The 22,383-nt window shown below is 68.4% G+C and carries 24 protein-coding genes; 22 read left to right on the top strand and 2 right to left on the bottom strand.

Annotation, left to right across the window (positions count from 1 at the left end; genetic code table 11):
- Positions 1-43 precede the first annotated feature (43 nt).
- From LWP59_RS25635 to LWP59_RS25590, 10 genes are read left to right on the top strand one after another with little or no spacing between them, the layout of a single operon-like run.
- Positions 44-775 carry an MlaE family ABC transporter permease gene (locus tag LWP59_RS25635; protein ID WP_229858519.1) on the top strand — a complete coding sequence of 244 codons (732 nt, stop codon included), beginning with the start codon at positions 44-46 and terminating at the stop codon, positions 773-775.
- Complete coding sequence (locus LWP59_RS25630) at positions 772-1,632, top strand: MlaE family ABC transporter permease (RefSeq protein WP_186383055.1); 861 nt, start codon at positions 772-774, stop codon at positions 1,630-1,632. The genes LWP59_RS25635 and LWP59_RS25630 overlap by 4 nt, the downstream gene beginning before the upstream one ends.
- Positions 1,629-2,927: an MCE family protein gene (locus LWP59_RS25625; RefSeq protein ID WP_144633689.1), complete on the top strand. Its 1,299-nt coding sequence runs from the start codon at positions 1,629-1,631 to the stop codon at positions 2,925-2,927. The genes LWP59_RS25630 and LWP59_RS25625 overlap by 4 nt, the downstream gene beginning before the upstream one ends.
- Positions 2,924-3,964 (top strand): MCE family protein, encoded by a 1,041-nt coding sequence (locus LWP59_RS25620; protein WP_144633690.1) that lies wholly within the window; start codon positions 2,924-2,926, stop codon positions 3,962-3,964. The genes LWP59_RS25625 and LWP59_RS25620 overlap by 4 nt, the downstream gene beginning before the upstream one ends.
- Entirely contained in the window at positions 3,961-4,974 is a 1,014-nt protein-coding gene (locus LWP59_RS25615; protein WP_144633692.1) for an MCE family protein, read from the top strand. The genes LWP59_RS25620 and LWP59_RS25615 overlap by 4 nt, the downstream gene beginning before the upstream one ends.
- Positions 4,971-6,146 (top strand): MCE family protein, encoded by a 1,176-nt coding sequence (locus LWP59_RS25610; protein ID WP_144633694.1) that lies wholly within the window; start codon positions 4,971-4,973, stop codon positions 6,144-6,146. Before LWP59_RS25615 ends, LWP59_RS25610 begins: the two co-directional genes overlap by 4 nt.
- Positions 6,143-7,306, top strand: coding sequence for an MCE family protein (locus LWP59_RS25605; protein WP_144633696.1), 1,164 nt, complete (start codon positions 6,143-6,145; stop codon positions 7,304-7,306). The genes LWP59_RS25610 and LWP59_RS25605 overlap by 4 nt, the downstream gene beginning before the upstream one ends.
- A gap of 29 nt (positions 7,307-7,335) precedes the next feature.
- Positions 7,336-8,535, top strand: coding sequence for an MlaD family protein (locus LWP59_RS25600; RefSeq protein ID WP_229858513.1), 1,200 nt, complete (start codon positions 7,336-7,338; stop codon positions 8,533-8,535).
- Positions 8,536-8,546: 11 nt separating this feature from the next.
- Positions 8,547-9,071: a hypothetical protein gene (locus LWP59_RS25595; RefSeq protein ID WP_144633699.1), complete on the top strand. Its 525-nt coding sequence runs from the start codon at positions 8,547-8,549 to the stop codon at positions 9,069-9,071.
- A gap of 28 nt (positions 9,072-9,099) precedes the next feature.
- On the top strand, positions 9,100-9,741 hold the full coding sequence (locus LWP59_RS25590) for a hypothetical protein (RefSeq protein ID WP_144633701.1): 642 nt from the start codon (positions 9,100-9,102) through the stop codon (positions 9,739-9,741).
- Positions 9,742-9,897: 156 nt separating this feature from the next.
- Here LWP59_RS25590 and LWP59_RS25585 read toward each other — a convergent pair whose 3' ends face one another.
- Positions 9,898-10,881, bottom strand: coding sequence for an AraC family transcriptional regulator (locus LWP59_RS25585; protein WP_229858509.1), 984 nt, complete (start codon positions 10,879-10,881; stop codon positions 9,898-9,900).
- A gap of 265 nt (positions 10,882-11,146) precedes the next feature.
- Here LWP59_RS25585 and LWP59_RS25580 point away from each other — a divergent pair, with 265 nt between their 5' ends.
- The 7 genes from LWP59_RS25580 (at position 11,147) to LWP59_RS25550 (ending at position 17,191) form a co-directional block, all read left to right on the top strand.
- Positions 11,147-12,376 carry a CaiB/BaiF CoA transferase family protein gene (locus LWP59_RS25580; protein WP_144633705.1) on the top strand — a complete coding sequence of 410 codons (1,230 nt, stop codon included), beginning with the start codon at positions 11,147-11,149 and terminating at the stop codon, positions 12,374-12,376.
- Positions 12,377-12,391: 15 nt separating this feature from the next.
- Positions 12,392-13,153, top strand: a complete 762-nt coding sequence (locus tag LWP59_RS25575; RefSeq protein WP_144633707.1) for an SDR family NAD(P)-dependent oxidoreductase — start codon at positions 12,392-12,394, stop codon at positions 13,151-13,153.
- Positions 13,154-13,179: 26 nt separating this feature from the next.
- Positions 13,180-13,617, top strand: coding sequence for a GlcG/HbpS family heme-binding protein (locus LWP59_RS25570; RefSeq protein WP_144633708.1), 438 nt, complete (start codon positions 13,180-13,182; stop codon positions 13,615-13,617).
- 23 nt (positions 13,618-13,640) lie between these two features.
- Complete coding sequence (locus tag LWP59_RS25565; RefSeq protein WP_144633713.1) at positions 13,641-14,771, top strand: LLM class flavin-dependent oxidoreductase; 1,131 nt, start codon at positions 13,641-13,643, stop codon at positions 14,769-14,771.
- Between the two features lie 78 nt (positions 14,772-14,849).
- Positions 14,850-15,737 carry a hydroxymethylglutaryl-CoA lyase gene (locus LWP59_RS25560; RefSeq protein ID WP_144633718.1) on the top strand — a complete coding sequence of 296 codons (888 nt, stop codon included), beginning with the start codon at positions 14,850-14,852 and terminating at the stop codon, positions 15,735-15,737.
- A gap of 39 nt (positions 15,738-15,776) precedes the next feature.
- Positions 15,777-16,301, top strand: a complete 525-nt coding sequence (locus LWP59_RS25555; protein ID WP_144633721.1) for a flavin reductase family protein — start codon at positions 15,777-15,779, stop codon at positions 16,299-16,301.
- Positions 16,298-17,191: a 3,4-dihydroxy-2-butanone-4-phosphate synthase gene (locus LWP59_RS25550; RefSeq protein WP_144633724.1), complete on the top strand. Its 894-nt coding sequence runs from the start codon at positions 16,298-16,300 to the stop codon at positions 17,189-17,191. The genes LWP59_RS25555 and LWP59_RS25550 overlap by 4 nt, the downstream gene beginning before the upstream one ends.
- A gap of 17 nt (positions 17,192-17,208) precedes the next feature.
- Here the strand turns inward: LWP59_RS25550 and LWP59_RS41165 are convergent, their stop codons facing one another.
- Positions 17,209-17,688: an SMP-30/gluconolactonase/LRE family protein gene (locus tag LWP59_RS41165; RefSeq protein WP_222425427.1), complete on the bottom strand. Its 480-nt coding sequence runs from the start codon at positions 17,686-17,688 to the stop codon at positions 17,209-17,211.
- A gap of 286 nt (positions 17,689-17,974) precedes the next feature.
- Between LWP59_RS41165 and LWP59_RS25540 the strand changes: the two genes are divergently transcribed.
- The 5 genes from LWP59_RS25540 (at position 17,975) to LWP59_RS25520 (ending at position 22,378) form a co-directional block, all read left to right on the top strand.
- Positions 17,975-18,712 (top strand): FadR/GntR family transcriptional regulator, encoded by a 738-nt coding sequence (locus tag LWP59_RS25540; RefSeq protein WP_144633727.1) that lies wholly within the window; start codon positions 17,975-17,977, stop codon positions 18,710-18,712.
- A 98-nt stretch (positions 18,713-18,810) separates the two neighbouring features.
- Positions 18,811-19,512, top strand: a complete 702-nt coding sequence (locus LWP59_RS25535) for a cysteine hydrolase family protein (protein WP_144633730.1) — start codon at positions 18,811-18,813, stop codon at positions 19,510-19,512.
- Positions 19,513-19,555: 43 nt separating this feature from the next.
- The gene (locus LWP59_RS25530; RefSeq protein WP_144633733.1) at positions 19,556-20,080 is read left to right on the top strand and encodes a type 1 glutamine amidotransferase domain-containing protein; all 525 of its coding nucleotides are present in this window, start codon (positions 19,556-19,558) and stop codon (positions 20,078-20,080) included.
- Positions 20,081-20,135: 55 nt separating this feature from the next.
- A complete protein-coding gene (locus LWP59_RS25525; protein ID WP_144633736.1) occupies positions 20,136-20,717 on the top strand; it encodes a gluconate 2-dehydrogenase subunit 3 family protein in 582 nt (193 codons plus the stop codon).
- A complete protein-coding gene (locus LWP59_RS25520; protein ID WP_144633739.1) occupies positions 20,717-22,378 on the top strand; it encodes a GMC family oxidoreductase in 1,662 nt (553 codons plus the stop codon). The genes LWP59_RS25525 and LWP59_RS25520 overlap by 1 nt, the downstream gene beginning before the upstream one ends.
- The last annotated feature ends 5 nt before the right edge of the window (positions 22,379-22,383 follow it).

Below are 22,383 nucleotides of genomic sequence, written 5' to 3'. Positions count from 1 at the left end.
GCTTTCGTTTCCCGGTTCCCGCGCCTTCGCCCAGACCGGCCGGATGTTCGCGCTCGGTCTCGACGTGGCCCGGATGGCGCCGAGGCGCCCGTTCCAATGGCGCGAGTTCCTGGGGCAGGCCTGGTTCGTCGCCAGCGTCTCGCTCCTGCCGAGCGCGCTGGTGTCGATCCCGTTCGGCGCCGTGATCGCCATGCAGTTGGGTTCGCTGACCCGCCAGCTCGGCGCGCAGTCGTTCACCGGCGCGGCCGGTGTGCTGGCGACCGTGCAGCAGGCCGCGCCGATCGTGACGGCCATGATCATCGCCGGGGCCGGCGGTTCCGCGGTGTGCGCCGACATCGGGTCGCGCACCATCCGTGAAGAGATCGACGCGATGAAGGTGCTGGGTGTGTCGCCGGTGCAACGGCTGATCGTGCCGCGCGTGCTCGCGATGGCGTTCGTCGCGGTGCTGCTCAACGGTTTGGTGAGCATCGTCGGCGTGGCGGGCGGCTACTTCTTCAACGTGTTCCTGCAGGGCGGTACCCCGGGTGCCTACCTGTCGAGCTTCAACGCGCTGGCCCAGCTGCCCGACATCTACATCAGCGAGCTCAAGGCCCTGATCTTCGGTCTCGTGGCCGGGGTGGTGGCCGCCTACCGGGGGCTGAACCCGCGGGGCGGCCCGAAAGGCGTCGGTGACTCGGTCAACCAGGCCGTGGTGATCACCTTCCTGTTGCTGTACTTCGTCAACTTCGTGCTGACCACCGTCTACCTGCACATCGTGCCGCCGAAGGGAGGATGACCGTGGCCGAGACACTGCTCGAACGGTCGAGGCAGAGCGCGGTCCGGATCGCCCGCAAGCCGGTGTCCAGTTTGGACGACTACGGCAACCAGCTCTGGTTCCACCTGCGCGTGCTCATGTGGGTGCCGCGGACGATCCGCCGCTATGGCAAGGAGATCGTCAGGCTGCTGTCCGAAGTCTCCTTCGGCAGCGGTGCGCTGGCGGTGATCGGCGGCACGATCGGCGTGATGGTCGCGCTCAACCTGTTCGTCGGCACCGTTGTCGGCCTGCAGGGATACGCCGCGCTCAACCAGATCGGCACCGAGGCGTTCACCGGGTTCGTCTCCGCGTACTTCAACACACGCGAGATCTCGCCGCTGGTCGCCGGAATCGCGCTGTCCGCGACCGTCGGCTCCGGGTTCACCGCACAGCTCGGCGCGATGCGGATCGCCGAGGAGATCGACGCCCTCGAGGTGATGGGCATCCCCAGCCTGCCCTATCTGGTCACCACCCGGACCATCGCGGGGTTCGTGGCGATCCTGCCGCTGTACTCGCTCGGCCTGCTGGCGTCCTACGTGGCCTCCCGGCTCATCACCGTCACCTTCAACGGCCAGTCGGCGGGCACCTACGACCACTACTTCAACCTCTTCCTGCCGCCGGAAGACGTGTTGTGGTCGTTCGCGAAGACGCTGGTCTTCGCCGTGGTGATCATCCTGATCCACTGCTACTACGGCTACACGGCGGGCGGCGGCCCGGCGGGTGTCGGTGTCGCGGTCGGGCGGGGGGTGAAAACCGCGATCGTGACCGTCGTCGTCCTGGACTTCTTCCTCAGCCTCGCCATCTGGGGCACCACGACGACCGTGCGGGTCGCCGGATGAGCGCCGAAGGCGGCGGGCTGCCGGCGGTGCCGCGCCGGGTGCTGGGGCTGGTGTACCTGCTCGTGATCGTGCTGTTCTTCGGGCTGACGATCGCCCTGTACCAGAAGCGGTTCACCCCCGTGGTGCCGGTGGACCTGCGGGTGGAGAAGCTCGGCGACCAGCTGTCGCCGCAGGCGGACGTCAAGGTGCGTGGCGTGATCGTCGGCGAGGTCCGCGGCATCGACACCTCGTTCGAGGGCGCCACGCTGCATCTGGCGCTCGACCCCGGCAAGATCGGCCTGATCCCGCGGAACGTCACGGCCCGCCTGCTGCCCAAGACGTTGTTCGGCGAGCGGTACGTCAGTCTCGTGCTGCCCCGGACCGGCGTCGGGCGCATCCAGGCGGGAGACGTCATCGGGCTGGACCACTCGTCGGCCGCGATCGAGCTCAACCGGGTGCTGGACAACCTGATGCCGGTGCTGCAGGCGGTCCAGCCGGAGAAGCTGTCGAGCACGCTCGGAGCGGTGTCGCAGGCGCTGTCCGGCGGTCGCGGCAAGGAGCTCGGGCAGACCCTGACGACCCTCGACGACTACGTGCGCGAGCTGAACCCCGCGTTGCCCGATCTCACCGAGGACATCCGGCAGCTCGCCGGCGTGGCCGATGCGTACCGCGACGCGGCCCCGGACCTCCTGCAGACCCTGTCCGACCTCACCGTGACGAGCAAAACCCTGGTGGACCAGCAACAGAACCTGCATGCCCTGTTCACCGGCCTGTCCGCGACCTCGGCCGACCTGCGTGGCTTCCTCGAGGCGAACCGGGACAACCTGATCGGGCTGGCCGGCACCAGCAGGTCCACATTGGACCTGCTCGCGAAGTACGCGCCGGAGTATCCCTGCCTGCTCGGCCAGCTGTCCGACCTGGTGCCGAAGCTCGACGAGATCTGGGGCGGCGGTGCCAACCACAACCATTCGCTGAACCTCACCATCGAGATCACCGCGAGCCGTGGCAAGTACGTGCCGGGCAAGGACACGCCCGCCTACACCGAGAAGCGGGGCCCGGCGTGCTACCCGGCCGCCACCAACGGGAACTTCCCGCAGTACCCGCCCGGTGGCCCGCTGCGGGATGGTTCGACTCCGCCGGCTGCCGGTGGTACCCAGGCCCCGGGTGCACCGTCGCTGGCGAACTCCGCGCCGGAACGCGCGCTCGTCGCGGCGCTGGCCGGCCCGTCCCTGGGCGTCGCGCCCAAGGACGTTCCCCAGTGGAGCAGCGTGCTGCTCGGACCGCTCTACCGCGGGCAGGAGGTGACCGTCCGATGAAGTCACTCGCCGGGCCGGTGACGAAGCTGTCCCTCTTCGTGGTGTTCACCGTGCTGTCCACGCTGCTGCTGGCGATGACGATCGCCAACATCACCTTCCAGCCGTCCACCGGTTACCACGCGGTGTTCTCGGATGTCACGTCGTTGAACGTGGGCGACGACATCCGGGTCTCCGGAGTCCGGGTCGGCCAGGTCGACGCCATCGAAATCGCCGGTGACAACGAGAACGCGGCCCGGGTGGACTTCTCCGTCGACGCCGGGCGCACCCTGCCCCGCTCGATCACGGCCGTGGTCAAGTACCGCAACCTGGTCGGTCAGCGGTACATCTCGCTCGTCCCGCAGCCGGGCGAGCCAGGCGGAGACCTGCGTCCGGGAGACACCATTCCCCTGCGGCAGACGAAACCCGCGCTGAACCTGACCCAGTTGTTCAACGGGTTCAAGCCGCTGTTCCAGGCCTTGTCGCCGGACGACGTCAACAAGCTGTCCTACGAGCTGATCCAGGTGCTGCAGGGTGAAGGCGGCACGGTCAGCTCGCTGCTGCGGCACACCACCGAGCTGGCCACGGCGATCGCCGGCAAGGACGAGGCGATCGGCCAGGTGATCGACAACCTCAACCGCGTGCTGGACACGGTCAACGGGCGCGGCGACGAGCTCTCCGGACTGGTGGGGACGTTGCAGGAGCTGGTCTCCGGGCTCGCCGAGGACCGCAAGCCGATCGGTGACTCGATCGGCGCGCTGGCCGACCTGAGTGCGACGACGACCGGCTTCCTCGACGACGCGCGGGAACCGCTGAAACAGGACATCGCGGGGCTCGGTGTGCTCGCGGGCAACCTCAACCGCGACTCGGGCCTCGTCGAGCAGTTCCTGAACAACCTGCCGGACACCGTGCGGACCATCACCCCGACCGCCTCCTACGGCTCGTGGTTCAACTTCTACCTGTGCGACGCGAGCGGGAACGTCGGGATCAGCTCCCTCGGGGTGAACGTCCCGGTGATCCCGGTGCCGCTGGCACAGACCCCGCCGAGGTGCACATCGTGAAAGCCTTCGAAGAACGCGATCCCGTCCGGATCGGCATCGCCGGGGTGGTGGTCATCGCCCTGCTGACGGTCGCAGCCTACTTCTCCGACGACCTGCCCCTGATCGGTGGCGGCACCCTGTACCGCGCCGAGTTCACCGAGGCGGCCGGTCTCAAGACCGACGACGAGGTCCGCATGGCCGGGGTCAAGATCGGCCAGGTCAAGGCGATCGAACTCGACGGCGGGCACGTCCTGGTGAGCTTCCGGGCGAAGAACGCCTTCCTCGGCGACCAGACCCGCGCGTCCATCGAGATCAAGACATTGCTGGGGCAGAAGTACATCGCGCTCGAGTCCGCCGGGAAGCGGCCACTCGAACCCGGCCAGGCGATCCCGGTCGCCAGGACGAGGTCGCCCTTCGACGTCAACGACGCGCTGAGCGGGTTGTCCGACACCGTCGACCAGATCGACACGCGGCAGCTGGCGCAGAGCTTCGAGACCATCGCGCAGGAGTTCTCCGGTACCCCCGAGCAGGTCCGGCCGGCCCTGGACAGCCTCTCCGCGCTGTCGACGACGATCTCCAGCCGGGACGAGCAGCTGCACCAGCTGCTCGGGAACACCAGCAGACTCAGCAGAACCCTCGCCGACTCGCGCGGGCAGATCCAGCGGCTCATCACCGACGGCAGCCTGTTGCTCGACGAGGTCCAGGCCCGCAAGGCGGCGATCAGCTCGCTGTTGCAAGGCGCGCAGGCACTGTCGGTGCAGCTCGCCGGACTGGTGGCGGACAACCAGCAGCAGCTCGGTCCCGCACTGTCCGAACTGGACCAGGTGACCGGGCTGTTGCAGCGCAACCAGGACAACCTGAGCGCGAGCCTGAACCAGCTCGCCCCGTTCTACCGGCTGTTCGCCAACACCCTCGGCAACGGCCGCTGGTTCGACGTGTACGTCTGCGGCCTGCTGCCGCCGACGTTCGATCTCAACCTGCTCAACATCAACCCTGGTGGCTGCCGGCCCCAGGCCGGAGGCGGTCGATGAGGACTCCCACCAAGCTCACCCGCAGACTCTCGGTCGCACTCGTCGTGGCGCTCGTCGCCGCCGGCGGTGGCTGGTGGTACGTCTCGCGGGCGGCCGGCACGAGGCTGACAGCGCTGTTCTCCCAGGGCGTCGGCGTCTTCCCGGGCGGTGACGTCCGCGTCCTCGGCGTCCCGGTGGGGACGATCGACACGGTCACCCCTGAGGGCGAACAGGTGCGGGTGGAGATGACCGTCGACGCGGACGTCGACGTGCCCGCGGACGCCGGTGCGGTCGTCGTCCCACCGAGCCTGGTCGCCGACCGGTACGTGCAGCTGACCCCGGTGTACCAAGGGGGGCCGAAGATCGCCGACGGCGCGGTCATCCCGAAAGCGCGGACCGTCACCCCCGTCGAGGTCGACCAGCTGTACCGGAGCCTGGACCAGGTGAGCACCGCGCTCGGGCCGCAGGGCGCCAACGCGAACGGCTCGCTCAACCAGCTGCTCGACGTGGGGGCACGAAACCTCGCGGGCAACGGCGCGGCGATCAACGACACGATCACCAAGCTGGCCGGTCTCACCGCGACACTGTCCGGCAACCGCGGCGATCTCTTCAGCACCGTCGACAACCTGCGCCAGTTCACCGAGACCCTGGCGACGAGCGACGGACAGCTGCGCGACCTCAACGGGCAGCTGACCGACGTGAGCGCCTTCCTCGCCGGCGAACGGCAGGATCTCACGCAGGCGCTCGGCCGGCTGGCCACCGCACTGGACTCGGTCCGCGGCTTCATCGCGGACAACCGCGGCCGAATCAAGTCCAATGTGGACAAGCTGGCGTCGGTGACGCAGGTGCTGGTGGACCAACGCGGCGCGCTGGCCGAATCCCTCGACGTGGCCCCGCTCGCGCTCGGGAACCTGGCCAACGCCTACAACGCGAGCTCAGGCACGCTGGACATCCGGGCCAACCTGAACGAGCTGTCCGCCCCGCCGATCGTCACCCTGTGCGGCCTGGTCCGCCGGGGGACTCCGACGCACCTGCCACAGGCTGTCGCCGCTGCCTGCGACCGGCTCGCGCCGGTGCTCGACGGCGCGGTCCCGCTGCCTTCGGCGGCGGAGGTGATGCGCGGCCTGCAAAGCGGCGAACTCCCACCGCTCCCGCTGCTCTCACCCGTCAAGCAAGGAGGTGCCGGCCGATGAAACGCCGAGTGGTGGCGGGATGCCTGGCGGTGGCGCTCGGCCTGGCGCTGACCGGGTGCGGCAGCGGGGGTTTCAGCGGACTCTACGACGCGCCGCTGCCCGGTGGCGCGGATCTCGGCGACCACCCCTACCGGCTGAAGATCCGGTTCGCCGACGTGCTCGACCTCGTTCCGCAGGCCGCGGTCAAGGTCAACGACGTGCCGGTCGGCCGGGTCGAGAACATCGGGTTCGCGCCCGACGGATGGACGGCCGAGGTCACGGTGGCGATCAACGGAGACGTGCGGTTGCCGGCGGACGCCGGTGCCATGCTCGTGCAGTCGAGCCTGCTCGGCGAGAAGTACGTGTCGCTGAGCAGCCCGCAGACGCCGGAGCCGGCCACCCTCGCCGACGGCGCCGTGATCCCGCTCGAGCGCACCAACCGCAACCCCGAGGTGGAGGAGGTGCTCGGCGCGCTGTCCATGCTGCTCAACGGTGGCGGCGTCGAACAGGTACGCACGATCAGCCGTGAGGTGAACGACGCCCTGGCGGGTAAGGAGACCGATGTCCGGGCACTGCTGGCCAACGTCGACAAGCTCACCGGCGACCTCGCGGCCCAGCGTGGCGACATCACGAAGGCCATCGACGGGCTGAACCGGCTTTCAGCCACGTTGGTCAGCCAGAACGACAACCTGGCCAACGTGCTGGACAACCTCGAGCCGGGCCTGCGGGTGCTCGCCGACCAGCGCGGGGATCTGGTCGGCATGCTCCAGTCGCTCGACGGGTTGTCCGGGGTCGCGGTGGACACACTGCACCGCTCGCAGGACGATCTCGTCGCCGATCTGCGGTCCTTGCAACCGACCCTGCGGAAGCTGACCGAGGCCGGCGACCGGTTGCCGCGCGCGCTGGACACCCTGCTCACGTTCCCCTTCACCAGCCAGTCGCGGCAGGCGATCCGGGGCGACTACACCAACCTCGACGTCAAGCTCGACCTGAACCTGGACAGCCTGCTGACGAACCTGTTCCTGAACCCCGCGCAGCCCCCGGTGGCGCTGCCGGGCGTGGGCAACCCGGCGCCCGCCGAGACCGTTCCGCTGCCGTTGCCGCCGTCGTCGTCCGCCGCCCCGGCCACCGGCCCCTCCGGGCTGACCGGTCTGCTCGACTCCGTGCTGGGCGGTGCCTGATGCTCACCCGGCGAGTGCGTCTTCAGGTCATGATCTTCGTGGTGATCGCGCTGGCCGCGGTCGGCTACACCGGGTTCCGCTACGCCGGGCTCGGGAACCTGTTCGGCAGCAGCGGCACGGTCGTGAAGCTGCGGCTGGCCGACTCCGGCGGCATCTTCACCAACGCCGACGTGACCTACCGCGGCGTGACCGTCGGCAGGGTCGGCGAGCTTCGGGTCATCCCGGACGGCACCGAGGTGGACCTCGTTCTCGACCGCGGCGCGCCACCGGTGCCCGCGGACGTGCAGGCGGTGGTCGCCGACCGGTCGGCGGTCGGCGAGCAGTACGTGGACCTGCGGCCCCGCACGAGCAGCGGGCCGTTCCTCACCGCCGGCGCCACGATCGAGGCGAAGGACGCGGTGACCCCGGTCCCGCTGGACCAGCTGCTGGGCAATGTGGACGCCCTCGCGGCCAGTGTGCCGACGGGCTCGCTGAAAACCGTGGTCGACGAGCTGTACGACGCGTTCGACGGCGCCGGCCCGGATCTGCAGACCGTGCTCGACTCCACCAGCGCCCTGGCCACCACCGCCAAGGAGTACCTGCCCGCCACCAAGGACCTGCTGTCCTCGGCGCGCACCGTGCTCACCACCCAGAACGCCGAGGCCGGGAACCTGCGGTCGTTCAGCTCGGACCTGCGGCTGCTGGCGGGGGAGCTGAAGAAGGAGAACCCCGACCTCGAGCACTTCATCCAGGCCGTGCCACCGGCGTCGGCCGAACTTTCGGGCCTGCTGGCCGAATCGGGTCAAGGCCTGGGCGCGGTGCTCGCAAACCTGCTGACCACGGCCGATATCCTCCAGCCGCGTACGGCCGGGCTGGAGAACATCCTGGCCACCTACCCGATGCTCACCGCGGCCGCGAACACCGTGCTGCCCGGCGACCGCACGGCCCACCTCGGCCTGGTGTTGAACTTCTTCGATCCGTTGTCCTGCACGAAGGGTTACGAGCGAGCGACACCGCGCCCGGCCGACCGGACCGACCCGAAACCGGCAGACCCGAACCTCTACTGCGCGGAGCCCGCCGGCAGTCCCACCTCGGTCCGTGGTGCGCAGAACGCGCCTTTCGGGGGCACTCCCCGTGGCGTCCCCGGCCAGCCGGTGGCCCGGGCGGCCGCGCCGCTGCCCGGATTAGCCGGCCTGACCGGAACCAGCGGTCCGAAGGACCTGGCCGGGCTGCTGGGACTGTCCCGATGAATGGAGAAGCCATGACTGATCAGCCGTCGCGATGGAGCGGAAAGCGCTTTGTCGTCGCGTTGGCCACGCTGACCGTGCTCGCTCTCGCCGCGGCCGTCTGGTTCGTCGGCGCCTGGCTCTCGCACGACGACGCGGCGGCGACCGCGGCGCACACCAGAGGGGATGCCGAGCGGGCGGGGGAGCAGGCCATCGCCGTGTTCGGCACGCTCGACCACCGGAACGTGGATGCCGGACTCGACCAGTGGGAGCGGGTTTCGACCGGTCCGCTGAACGACGAGATCAAGAAGTCCCGGCAACAGCAGAGCGAGGTGATCCGGAACGGCGGGACCTCGACCACCGCGCGCATCCTCGACGCCGGTCTCACCGAGCTGGACGTGGCGGGCGGGACCGCGCAGATGATCGCCGTCGCCGAGATCGTGGTGACCCCGGAGCAGGGGCAGCCGGTGACGAAGCAGAACCGGTTCCAGGCCGACCTGCGGCGGACCGATCAGGGCTGGCAGCTCAGTTCCATCCAGGCCCTCGCCATCGGCGGCTGACCCCAAGCGTTCACGGAGGAGTACCGCGATGTCCTTGACACGAACGAAGAACAGCACCACCGCGGCCGCCCGGCGGCGTCCCACCGTGGCGGGACGGCAGCGCGGCAGTGTCAAGCCGAGCCCCGTTCCCCGGCCCGAACCCCAGGACGCGCCGGCCGGGCCGGACCCACGCCGAAGCCGGCTGATGATGACCCTGCTGGTGCTCCTGGTCGTGTTCTCCGCGACGGCCGTCACGGCGGGCGTCCTCGGCGTCCCGGCCTCCGACGACGACACCCGCAACGCCGCACTGGTCGACGCGGCAGCCACCAGTGACGTTCTGGGCCAGGTGAACAAGGCCGTCGAGACCGTTTTCTCCTACGACTTCAGCGATACGGCGAAAACCCGGAACGCCGCGCAGAACCTGCTCCGGGACAACGCTGTTCAGCAGTACAACCAGCTCTTCGGCGAAGTGACCCGGCTCGCCCCGGCGCAGCAGTTGGTGCTGACTACAACCATCAGGGCGACGGCCGTGACCAGCCTCGCCGGCGACGAGGCGCACCTGCTCGTGCTGGCCGACCAACGATCCACCCGGGGTGACACCAACCAGACCAGCAACGCGGCCGCGCAACTGTCCGTGGTGGCGAAGAAGACTGGCGACACCTGGCGGATCAGCGACCTGACGGTCCTGTGAGGACGGCAGGCAGCCCGCGTATCGGTGACAGCTGAGACAACAACGGTGGTGGCCGGTGCGGCGAGACACCGGCCACGCGCCGAGCGCCGGGCAGGCGGCGAGCACCGTGCCGGCGCCGGGACGGGGGAGCAAGCCGGATCGCCGGCCGGCGATCCGTCAGGGCTGCGTGCGGGCGGTGTCCGAGGGAAGCACGCCGAACCTGCGTCTGTAGTGTTCGGCGAACCGGCCGAGGTGGTGAAAGCCCCAACGGTGGGCGATCTCGGTGATGGAGACGCCGTCGGGCCGGGCCAGTAGTTCCTCGCGTACCCGATCGAGCCGGACGCCCCGGATGTAGCCCGTCGGAGAGATGCCGAACTCTTCGCGGAAGCCCATCTGGAGCGCTCGGACGCTCACACAGGCTTCGCGGGCGAGGTCGGCCGCGCTGATCGGGTCGGCGGCGTGGTCCTGGACGAACTCCATCGCGACACGGACGTGCTTGCGGCCGGCCGCCTTGCCCTCGGCCAGCAGCAGATGCTGGTGGTCGTGTGGGATGACCAGCAGCATCTGGCTGAGGACATACGACTCGAGCTGGGCGCGAACCAGCGGAATCCCCGCCGTCCCGTCCGGGCGCGTCAGCTCGACCTGCAGGTGCCGCACGGCCGCGAGGAGGCTCTGCCCGCGCTGGGAGCCGAGGTCGAAGCCGAGGCTGAACCGGATGGGCGTGTCGACCGGGCGACCGATCAGCGAGGCCAGCTGGCTCTCCATGCTGGCCCGGGGGACCTTGATCGCGTACTGCACCGCGTCGGGGCTCCACCGCACGACGTACGGGTCCTTGAAATTGAAGGCCACACCGCCGGCGGCGCCCTCGGTGGCCGCCGAGACTCCGCGCTGGCTGACCTGCGTCTTCCCCGTCAACGTGAGGTTGACGTGATAGCAGGACATCATCGGCGGGCAGACGAGCTCGACGTCGGCGCCGTAGCGCAGGTGCCCGAGCGTGAGCCGCCGGGACTCGAGGTAGGTCAGCTTGAACCTGAGCGGCCGACCGTCGTGCGACGTGAGCTCATGCGGTATGTACACGGAGGTGATGTGGTGGCGCGCTTCGGCGAGGTCGTGGGCCTCGCGAAGTGGCGGTACCGCCGCTTTTGTCTCTTCTGTCATCATGAAGCGGACTCCGTCGTCCCCGTTCTTGCAACCGATCGCCGAGGCTACCACCGGCCCCGGCGTGCCGGCCTCCTTTCGCCTCCCGCCGGCCGTGCTGTGGCTCGACGCTGCGTATTGCGGATAGCGGGTTTGCGCGTTGTGGACGGTCGAGCCCGGCTCGGGCCGGATTTGCGCTTGCGGGCGCTGGGTCGTTCGTTCCGCGGATAGCCACGCCGGTCCTCTGCGCCAGAGACTCCTTCCATGACAGGGAGTGGTGAGTCACACGATGTCTGAGGCAGTGGCGCGGTACAGCGGTGCGGAGACGTCGGGTCCGTTGTCCGGGATCCGGGTGGTCGAAAGCGGTTCTCTGATCGCAGGGCCCTTCTGCGCCCAATTGCTGGGAGACTTCGGGGCCGAGGTCATCAAGGTTGAGGATCCGCGCGGTGGTGACCCGATGCGGCAGTGGGGGAGCCTGCTTCCGCAGGGTGTTTCCCTGTCCTGGCCCATCATCGCCAGGAACAAGAAGTCCGTCACCTGCAACCTGCGGGAACCGGCCGGTCAGGAGATCATGCGGCGGCTGGTGGCGCAGGCGGATGTGCTGGTGGAGAACTTCCGGCCGGGAACGCTGGAGCGCTGGGGACTCGGCTACGACGAACTGTCCACAATGAATCCTGGGCTGGTGCTGGTACGGGTGACCGGCTATGGACAGACCGGCCCGTATGCGCGGCGCGCGGGGTTCGGGTCGATCGGTGAGGCGATGGGCGGGATCCGCCACGTCACCGGCGAGCCCGACCGGGCGCCGAGCCGCGCAGGGATCTCGCTGGGGGATTCTCTCGCGGGCACCTTCGCCGCCCTCGGCACCGTGATGGCCTTGCTGGCGCGGGAACGCAACGGACGCGGCCAGGTCGTCGACTCGGCGATCTACGAAGCCGTACTGGCGCTCATGGAGTCCTTGATACCGGAGTGGGATCTCGCCGGTTCGCGGCGTGAGCGCACCGGCTCGGTGCTTCCCGGCGTCGCACCCAGCAACGTGTACCCGACGCGGGACGGTGGCGAAGTGCTGATCGCGGCGAACAGGGACACGGTGTTCTACCGGCTGTGCGGCGTGATGGGCCGCGAGGATCTGCAGGACAACGAGGATTACCGCACCCACGCCGCGCGCGGGCGGCATCAGCAGGACCTCGACCAACTGGTGTCGGCGTGGACCCGCACGCTCGAGGCCGAGGACCTGCTGGCCAGGCTGCACGAGGCCGGCGTGCCCGCCGGGTTGATCTACACGGCCGCCGACATGCTCGCCGACCCGCATTTCCAGGCGCGGCAGGCGATCGTGCGGCTGGTGCACGACAAACTCGGCGAGTTCCCGATGCAGAACGTCGCTCCGCGACTGTCGGGCACTCCGGGCGCGGTTCGTTCACTGGGGCCGGAACTCGGCCAGCACAACGACGAGATCTACGGCGAGCTGCTCGGCGCGGACGAGGCGCAGCGCGAGCAGTGGGTCTCGCAGGGAATCATCTGACGAAAGAGAAGGTCAATGGGCAAGCTCGACAACAAGAATGTCGTCATCACCGGTGCCGCGGGCGGACAAGGGCAGGCGGCGTGCCGTCTGTTCAGCGAGGAAGGCGCCCGGGTGTTCGGCACCGACCTCGACGAGAAGACCGGCAACGAACTCTCGAAAGAACTGCGGGACAAGGGATACGACTTCTCCTTCGGGACGGCTGATCTGGCGACCGCCGTCGGGTGTGAGAAGTTCGCCGCGGAGGTTCGCGACCGGTTCGACCGGGTCGACGTGCTCTACAACAACCACGGCATCATCCTCGGGAAGCCGCTGCTGGAGACGACCGAGGAAGAGTGGGACCGCGTCCACGACATCGACCTCAAGAGCGTTTTCCTGCTCATCAAGCAGATCGCGCCGCTGATGAAGGATCACGGCGGATCGATCATCAACGTGTCCTCGGTCGGCGGGCTGGTGGCGTTCGCGAACATGGCCGCATACGGAGCCGCGAAGGGCGGGCTCGCGATGTTCTCCAAAGCCGCCGCGGTCGATCTCGCCCCCTACGGAATCCGGGTCAACGCGATCTGTCCCGGTGTCGTCGACACCCAGATGCCCCGCAACTTCGTCAGCGGACTCGCGGCGAAGGACGCGATCTGGAAGGGGTTCGAAGACGGTCATCTCGTCGGCCGGCTCGGCCGCGCGGAGGAAATCGTTTCACTGGCGCTGTACCTGGCCAGTGACGATTCGACCTTCATGACCGGTGCCGCGATTCCGATCGACGGCGGCTGGTCGGTCCAGTAACCATTCACCCAACCAAGGACAGTGATATGGGCGCAACACAGAAGGCAGCAACTTTCTCGACCATCACGGCGGAGTTCGCACAGGAGCTCGTCAGTCACGCCGCCCGGGTCGCGACCGAGAACGGCAAGCCGATGGTGATCACGGTCTGCGACCGTGACGGGACCATGAAAGCGTTCCTGCGCATGGACGGCGCACCGCTGCTGTCGGTGCAGATCTCCCAGGACAAGGCGTACACGGCAGTCGCGTTCGGCATCCCCACCGACCAGTGGCACGAGTTCATCAAGAACGACGAGCCGTTGAAGATCGGCATCCCGCACACCGCGCGCCTGGTGACGTTCGGCGGTGGCTACCCCATCGTCGTCGACGGCGAGATCATCGGCGGAATCGGCACCAGCGGTGGCCATTACACCGACGACATGGCCGTGGCACACGGTGCGCTCGTGGCCGCCGGCCTCGCGGACTGACCCATTCCCGAAAGGAAACTTCAATGACGCAGGACGCAGCCGCGGAACTCGAGGAATACCGCCGCCAGCACGTTCCGCTCTACAACGAGCAAAAGCTCAAGCTCGGGCTGTTCGGCACGAACTGCAGCGAGGGCTTGACCATGACCACGGCCGAGACGACCTACGAAGCGACCTGGGAGCACACCCTCAAGGTGGCGCAGCGGGCGGACGCGATCGGCATGGAGATCCTCGTCCCGGTCGCCAGGTGGAAGGGCTTCGGCGGCTCGACGAACTTCAACGGCACGAACTTCGACACCTACACCTGGGCCGCGGGTCTGACCGCGAAGACCGAGAACATCATGGTCGCCTCGACCTCGCACCTGCCCACCGTGCACCCGCTGGTGGCGGCGAAGGCGTCGGCGACGATCGATCACATCTCCGCCGGCCGGTTCGCCCTGAACCTGGTGATGGGCTGGTTCACCCCGGAGATGGAGATGTTCGGCGCCGCGCAGCGCGAGCACGACGACCGCTACGAGTTCGGCACCGAGTGGATCGAGGTCGTGAAGCGGCTGTGGACCGAGGACGCGCCGTTCGACTTCGACGGCCGGTACGTCCACGTCAAGGGCGGGGTCTCTCTGCCGAAGCCGGTGCAGAAGCCCCGGCCGGTGCTCCTGAACGCCGGTAACTCTCCGGCGGGTATCGACTTTTCGGCCAAGCATGTCGACTTCAACTTCGCCACCATCGACACGCTGGAGAACGCACAGGGCTACGCCAAGGCCGTGCGGGACCGCGCCCGCAGCGAGTACCGCCGTGACCTCGGCGTCATGACCTACGCGTTCGTCATCTGCCGCGACACCGAAGAGGAGGCACAGCAGGTCAAGCGGGCGATCCTCGAGGCCGGCGACTACGAAGGCGCGAAGAACCTGATGGCTGTGCTCGGTATGCAGAGCGCTTCGTTCTCCGAGCAGATTCGCGTGTACCAGGAGCGCTTCATCCTCGGCTGGGGCGGTTACCCGATCATCGGCACTCCCGAGCAGGTGGTCGACGAGCTGCAGAACCTCTCCGACGTCGGCATGGACGGGGCCATCCTCGGCTTCCTGGACTACCACGAAGAGATGAAGTACTTCGACGACAACGTGATGCCCCTGCTGCGGCAGGCGGGCCTGCGCAAGTAAGGCCGGTGCGGGGTGGTGGGAAACCCACCGCCCCGCGACCGGATCGTTGTCGGCAAAGGAAAGGAGTGTCCGGTCAGGATGCACATCACGGTGTGTGAGGTCGGCCCACGGGACGGACTGCAGAACGAACCCGGCTCACTGGCCCCCGCGGTGCGTGCCGAGCTCGTCGACCGCCTGGCCGGCGCCGGCTTCCAGCGGATCGAAGCGGTGAGTTTCGTCAGTCCGAAGCGGGTGCCGCAGATGGCGGGTGCCGAAGAGGTGCTGACCGCGATCAGTCCGGCGGCGGGCGTCACCTACGCGGGGCTGGTGCTCAACCGGCGAGGCTATGAGCGGCTGGCCGGGACCCCGTGCCAGGAGGTCCATTTCGCGTTCTGCGTGAGCGAGACGTTCAACCAGCGCAACCAGGGGCGGACCGTCGAGCAGTCGCTCGAGGAGGCCGGTGGGATCGTCGCCGCCGCGCATCGTGACGGCCGCCGGGTGAGCGTGACGCTCGCCGCCTCGTTCGGATGCCCCTTCGAGGGCCGGGCCGACCCGGGACGCGTGCTGTCACTCGCGGAGCAGGTGGTGGCGGCCGGTGCCGACGAGGTCGTTTTCGCCGACACCATCGGCGTCGGCGTTCCGCACCAGGTGCGCAGGCTCCTGCGGGGCGGTGCGGACCTCGGCGTCCCGCTCGGGCTGCATCTGCACAACACCCGCAATACCGGTTACGTCAACGCCTTCGTCGCGCTGGAGAACGACGTATCGCTGCTCGACGCGTCGGTCGGCGGGATCGGCGGATGTCCCTTCGCGCCGAACGCGACCGGCAACATCGCCACCGAGGATCTGCTCAACCTCCTCGTGGAAGAAGGGATCGACGTCGGGGTCGACATCGATCGCGTGATGCGGGTGGCCGAGTGGCTGGAGACGGTCCTCGGCCGCCGCCTGCCAGGGCAGCTCTACCGCGCCGGCCGATTTCCCGGGCGGTGACCTGTGTCCGCCAGCAACTCACAACCCGGGGTGCCGCCGATGATCGAGCTGATGTCGGCCTGCTCCGACGGGACGGCGCTGCGCCGGGCCTTCGGATGCTTTCCCAGCGGGGTGACCGCGATCTGCGGCCTGCGCGCCGGGCTCGCTGTCGGGATGGCGGCGAGTGCGTTCACCTCGGTCTCGCTCGATCCGCCGCTGGTCTCGCTGTGCGTGCAGAACTCGTCCACCACCTGGCCGAAACTGCGCGAGCTGCCCCGGCTCGGGATCAGCGTGCTCAACGAAGATCACGCCGACGCGTGCCGGCAGCTCTCGGGCAAAGCAGAGGACCGATTCGCCGGCATCGAGTGGAGCGCCTCCACCGAGGGGGCGGTGTTCATGCGGCACGCGACCGCGTGGCTGGACTGCTCGGTGGAGCGCGAAGTCCCCGCGGGCGATCACACCATGGTGCTCCTGCGGATCCACCGGTTCCTGGCCGATCCCGCCGCGGCTCCGCTGGTGTTCCATGCCAGCCGGTTCCGGAGGCTGGCCGCGGTCGAGCCGACCCCGCCGGCCGGGCAAGCATGACGGCCACGGAGGAGCCGCGAGCGCTGGCGGACATCGCAGCCGGACGCGCGGTCGTCGTCGTGGACGACGACCGGGACGAAGGCGCCCTCGTCTTCGCGGCGGAGAAAGCGAGTTCGGCACTGATGTCGTTCATGGTGCGCCACACCTGCGGCCTGGTTGCCGTGGCCATGCCCGGCGCAGACTGCGACCGGCTCGAGTTGCGCCCGATGAACGGGGGCGATGGGAACACCCCCTACACCGTCACCGTCGATGCGAAGGACGGTGTGCAAACGGGCATCTCGGCGATGGACCGAGCGCATACCGCCAGGTTGCTCGCCTCCCCGGACACCGTGGCCGCCGACATGACCCGGCCGGGACACCTCATGGGCATGCGTGTGCACCGCGGCGGGGTGCTTTACCGGCCACGGTTCCCCGAAGCGGCCGTCGACCTCGTGCGCCTGGGCCGGCTGCGGCCGGCCGGCGTACTGTGCGAGATCGTCAGCCCGTACGATCCGACCCGGATGGCGCGGCGGGGCGAGCTCGAGGAGTTCGCCGCAGCGCACGACCTCGCGCTGGTGTCGATCGCAGAGCTCGTCCGCCACCGGCGTCGCGTCGAGACAGACCTGGTTCGTGATGCCGCGGCACGAGTCCCGACCGCCGAGGGTCAATCCCGCTCGCTCGGCTTCTCCAGCGCGCTGGACGCCTCCGGGTGTCTCGCGCCGGTCGCCGGTGATCTTGGTGCCGACGTACTCGTTCGCCTTCATCGAGAGTGCCTGGTCGGAGATGCCGCGGAGTCCTCGCGATGCGGCTGCCGAAGGAGTCTGAACAACGCGTTGGCCGCGATCGGCAGGGAAAGCCCGGAAGTGGTCGTGTACCTCCGCGTCGCTCCCGACGGCGACGGACTGCCGTAGCACTGCGGAGGTGGGTCTCACCCGATTCTTGTGCCCGGTAACAGTTTTGGGTGGCGCAGATGTAGAGGGAACGCAGGTCGGGGTCTCCCCAAGTTGCCGAGGCTGTCGATCTTCATCCCGTCCGGTACGCCGGGGGCCGATCCTTTCGTCTGTGGCCAGACCTCGCCGCCGGTGACCGCCCACTCGCCCAGCGTGAACCGGCGAACGTGCAGGCGCCGGACGCCGTAGCGCGGGTCGCGGCCGTAGCCGGGATCGGTGAAGTAGATCGTCCCGTCGCTCGCCACGATCACGTCGTTGGGGCTGTTCAGCTCGCGGCCGTCGTACCGGTCGGCGAGTTCGCAGGTCAGGAGCCTGCCCTGGCGGTCGTAGGTGTTTCCGTTGGCCATGTTGCCCGGACTTCGACAGGTCACCGGCTCGCCGGTGACGCACTCCAACCTGCCCTCCGGCTCCAGGTCGCGCAGTCGCTCGTCCTGGACGCTCGATCCACCGGTGGTCATGGCGGCATCCCTCCCGCTCGCGGGCCGGTGATCGAAACGGCAGTGGTTTGGTGGTCTGAACTCTGCTACTGCCCAAGCGGGTCTGTCAAGGATGTCTTCCGGCTGCCGCCGGCTTCGCCTTTTTCCCCGTTGGACCAGCGAATTTGGTGTCACATAGGCGATTCGAGCCAACGAAGTCCCGTTCCGGCCCCTTGACAGGCACGACTGGGGGTGCGCTAGTGTTCAGACCACCTGACCAGTCCGCACCGGAGCGGGCAACGGGCGGGTCGCGAGTGAGGTTGTGGGCATGGCAGACGGCAACACCAGCCGCATCCAGCCGGTTCGGCGCCTGAAGGTTTCCGACTCGGTGGCGGCACAGCTGGAGCAGCTGATCGAGCAGGGCGATTACCAGCCCGGCGACAAGCTGCCGCCGGAACGCGCTCTGGCCGAACAGTTCGGTGTCGGTCGCAGCTCGATGCGGGAGGCACTGCGCCTCGTCGAGGCCAACGGGCTGCTGCGCACCGAACACGGGATCGGCGTCTTCGTGGTCAGCAACACGAAACGCGCGCCCATACTGTCCGAATTGCTGCTGTTCGACGATTTCACCGTGCCGGAACTGTTCGAGGCGCGGCTGTCACTGGAACGGGATGCCGCGGGCGCGGCTGCCAAGCGAATCACGGCCGATGAAGCGGAAGAACTGCGCCGCATACTGGACGAGGCGGGTAACCCGGCTCTGTCCAATGATGCTTTCGTGAAGCTCGACGCCGACCTGCACCGGGCGATCGTGAAAGCGACGAAGAACCGGATCTGGCAACGGGTCTATGAGAGCATCGAGCCCCTGTTCATCACCTATTCGCACCGTGTCATCCAGCTTCCCGGACGACGCGAAACCGCGCACAACAGCCACCGCCGGATCGTGGCGGCCATCCTCTCCCGGAGCGTCCGGGAGGCCAGGAGCGCGGCGGTCACGCATATTCGCGAGGTGGAGCGGGAAATCGTGAAGCACCTCGATCCTGCGGAGCAGGTCGACAAGACCGTTCGTTAGGAGATTCCGCCGGCTGGTCGGGCCCGGTGGCTTTCATTTCGTCCTGCTCGCCTGTTGGGCGACGGGTGTATTTGCACGCGCGAACAAAGGAGCAACAAATGTCGTCACTCGACTACACCTACGAGCACATCGACGAGTGGATCGACCGTTCCAACTGGGTCGCCCCGGAGATCGACCCGAGGAAGACGATGCTGCTCGTGCTGGACATGCAGAAGGCGTGTGCCGAGCCCGGCGGCGCGATGTACATCCCGAGCACTGGTGGTGCGCCCGAGGGCAAGGACGTCGTCGAGCCAGTGAAGAACGTCCTGGAAGCCTGCCGTGCCAAGGGAATTCCCGTGGTCTGGTCGCTATGGGGCCTGCGCCCGGACGGCAAGGACGCCGGTTTCGCCGACACGAAGTGGGGTCTGAAGGGTCAGCTCGCCGACTTCCCCGGCGCCTGGGGCAACGGCGGCGACGAGATCGTGGAGGACCTCAAGCCTGCCGCCGACGAGCCGGTCATCCGCAAGCACCGCTTCAGCTCGTTCTACGGCACGGCGCTCAACGAGTACATGCGCCGCGCGGGCGCAGACACGCTGGTCGTGGCCGGCCTTTCGACCGGCAACTGCCAGCTCGCCACGGCGATCGACGGCGCGAACCAGGACTACAAGATCGTCGTGCTCGCCGACACCACCGCCGCGATCCCGTCCGGCAAGGAGGACCCGCTGGGCTTCGGCCAGCACTGGGAGGCCCTGCGCCAGATCCAGGCGAACCACGGCGACGTCCGTACCAGCATCGAGTTCCTGCAGCTGATCGGCGCCTGAAACACGGCGCCCCGCACCAATCACCACGAGAGAAGGAAATGACATGTCGCTTTCCGGCAAGCGCGTTGCCCTGCTGATCGAAGACGAGTACCAGATCCTCGAGGGCTGGTACCCGCACCTGCGCCTGCAGGAGGCCGGCGCCGAGGTCAAGGTGATCGGCAGCGGCACCAAGAACACCTACGAGAGCAAAGAGCACTACCCGATGGAGGCGGACGCCGCCGCGTCCGACGTCTCGGCGAACGACTTCGACGCGATCGTGATCCCCGGTGGCTTCGCGCCGGACAACATGCGTCTGCACCCGGAAATGGTCGCGCTGGTCCGGGATGCCTACGAGTCGGGCAAGCTCGTCGCCGCGATCTGCCACGCGGGCTGGATGCTCTGCTCCGCGGGCGCCGCCAAGGGTCGCAAGATCACCGGCTACCTGCCGATCAAGGTCGACGTGGAGAACGCGGGCGGCACCTGGGTCGACGAACCGGTCGTCATCGACGGCAACGTGATCACCTCCCGCACGCCGGTCGACCTGCCCGACTTCGGCCGGGCGATCGTCGAGTACCTCGAGAAGAGCTGACGAAGGTCTCCGAACCCCAACCGCTAGTACACGACGTCTTGCAAAGGAGCAGTCAGTGGTTGACCTGAAGGTGTCCTTCGCCGGTAGCAAGCCACCGCTGGGTGGCTGGCTTCCGGCGGTATCCCTGACGGACCGGCAGGCCGCGATCTTGAACGCCGCTGCCGACGAGCTCATTCCCGGCGGTGACGGCTTCCCGGCGCCGAGCGAAGTGGACGTACTCTCGTTCGTCACCCGGTACGTCACCCCCTCCGGTCAGGAGCCGAAGTGGTTCCCGTTCCTCGGCGAGGATGACTTCAAGGCCAGGCTGGACAAGCTGGGGGAGGGGTTCGTACGGGCGTCCTCGACGCAGCGGGTCGCCGTCCTCGGTGGACTCGAACGCGACGAGCCCGAGTTCTTCGGCCACTTGCGAGACGTCGTCTACTACGCGTACTACTCGCGGCCCGAGGTCGTCCACGCGATGAACCGCGTGCTGCGAGCGGCCAGGGACTATCGCACCAGCCCCCTGCCCTACGGCTACTCCGACGTGATGGCCGACTGGGACGACGAGTTGCTCGGCCGGGTCCGGGGCTCGTACCAGCGGACCGCCGACGTCCGCCGGGTCGACGTCCCCGCACACCTGGGAAAGGCGGGCGTCTGATGGCCGCGTACACCGAAACCGATGTGCTGGTGATCGGCGCGGGCGCCGGCGGCGCCGCGATGAGCAAGCGCCTGTCCGACGACGGCATCAAGGTCGTCTGCCTGGAGCAGGGCGACTGGCTGCACCCGATGGACCACCCGCACTTCTACGACGGCTGGGAACTGGAGCGCCACCGCGCGTGGTCCTGGCACGCCAACGTCCGGATGTTCCCGGAGGACTACCCGACCACCGGCAACACCGAGCCGATGATGATGAACGGCGTCGGCGGCTCGACCCTGCACTACGCCGGTGCGTGGCCGCGGTTCAAGCCGGTCGATTTCCGCAAGGGCACCGAGCACGGTGTCGAGGGCACGATCGACTGGCCGATCAGCTACGAAGAGCTCGAACCGTTCTACGCCATCAACGACGCGGAGATCGGGGTCGCGCGGCGGACCGGTGATCCCGGCAACCCGCCGCGCCCCGAAGGCTGGGGTCCGGCCAACCGCGGTGGCAAGGTCGGCCACAAGATGGGTCGCGGGTTCGACAAGCTCGGCTGGCACTGGTGGCCGGCCGACAACGCGATCCTCACCAAGCCCAAGGACGCGCGCCTGCCCTGCAACGACTGCGGGTTCTGCCTGGGTGGCTGTCCCCGGCACGCCATCGCCTCGACCGACGTCACCTACTGGCCCAGGGCGCTGCGCAACGGGGTCGACCTGCGCACCAACGCCCGCGTCGAGCGGATCAACGCGAAGCACGGCCGCGCGACCGGCGCCACCTACATCGACCGGATCACCGGCGCGCGGCACGAGGTGCGCGCGGACATCGTGGTGGTGGCCGCGAACTCGATCGGCACGCCGCGACTGCTGCTGATGTCGGCGCAGGAAGGGCACCCCGACGGCCTCGCCAACTCGAACGGGCTCGTCGGCACGCACCTGATGTTCCACAGCTGGTCGTTCGAGGACTTCTGGTTCGACGAGCCCCTCGAAGGGTTCAAGGGCCCGGAACCCGCGGTGCTCTACAGCCAGCAGTTCTACGACACCGACACCTCGCGCGGCTTCGTGAACGGGTTCTCGCTGCAGGTCGGTACGGCGCTGGGCGCGGCGAACAGCGCGCTGGGCACCAACACCGGCAACATCACCCCGTGGGGTGCCAGGCACCGGGAGTTCTTCAACTCCCACTTCGGCCGGCACGCCCTGATCTACGTGCAGGGTGAGGACCTCCCGGTCCGGACCAACCGCGTCACGCTCGACCCGGAGGTCACCGACTCCAGCGGACTTCCCGCCCCGCACGTGCACTACGACCTGCACGAGAACGACCGCCAGCTGATCGAATGGGGCCGGCGGCGCGCGCGCGAGGCCGCCGACGCGGCCGGCGGTGTGATCGACACAGCGAGCACGGGCATCGGCGGGATCGACGGGCCGCCGCCTGGTTGGCACATCATGGGCACCTGCCGGATGGGTAACACGCCCGAGGATTCCGTGACGAACAAATGGAACCAGACCTGGGACGTGCCCAACCTGTTCATCACCGACGCGAGCTCGCTGACCACCGGGGCCGCCGTGAACCCCACGAGCACGCTGCAGGCCGTCGCCGTGCGATGTGCCGAGTACATCAAGCGCCGCCACGGCGACATCCGCACGCAGACCAGGACACCTGGTAACGCGGATGCTCCGGGCTTCTGACCTGT

Origin of the sequence: Amycolatopsis acidiphila (assembly GCF_021391495.1) — a bacterium.
In the GTDB taxonomy this organism is placed as follows: Bacteria; Actinomycetota; Actinomycetes; order Mycobacteriales; family Pseudonocardiaceae; genus Amycolatopsis_E; species Amycolatopsis_E acidiphila.
The sequence above is the reverse complement of the archived record's forward strand: the minus strand, read 5'-3'. Positions and strand labels throughout refer to the sequence as shown.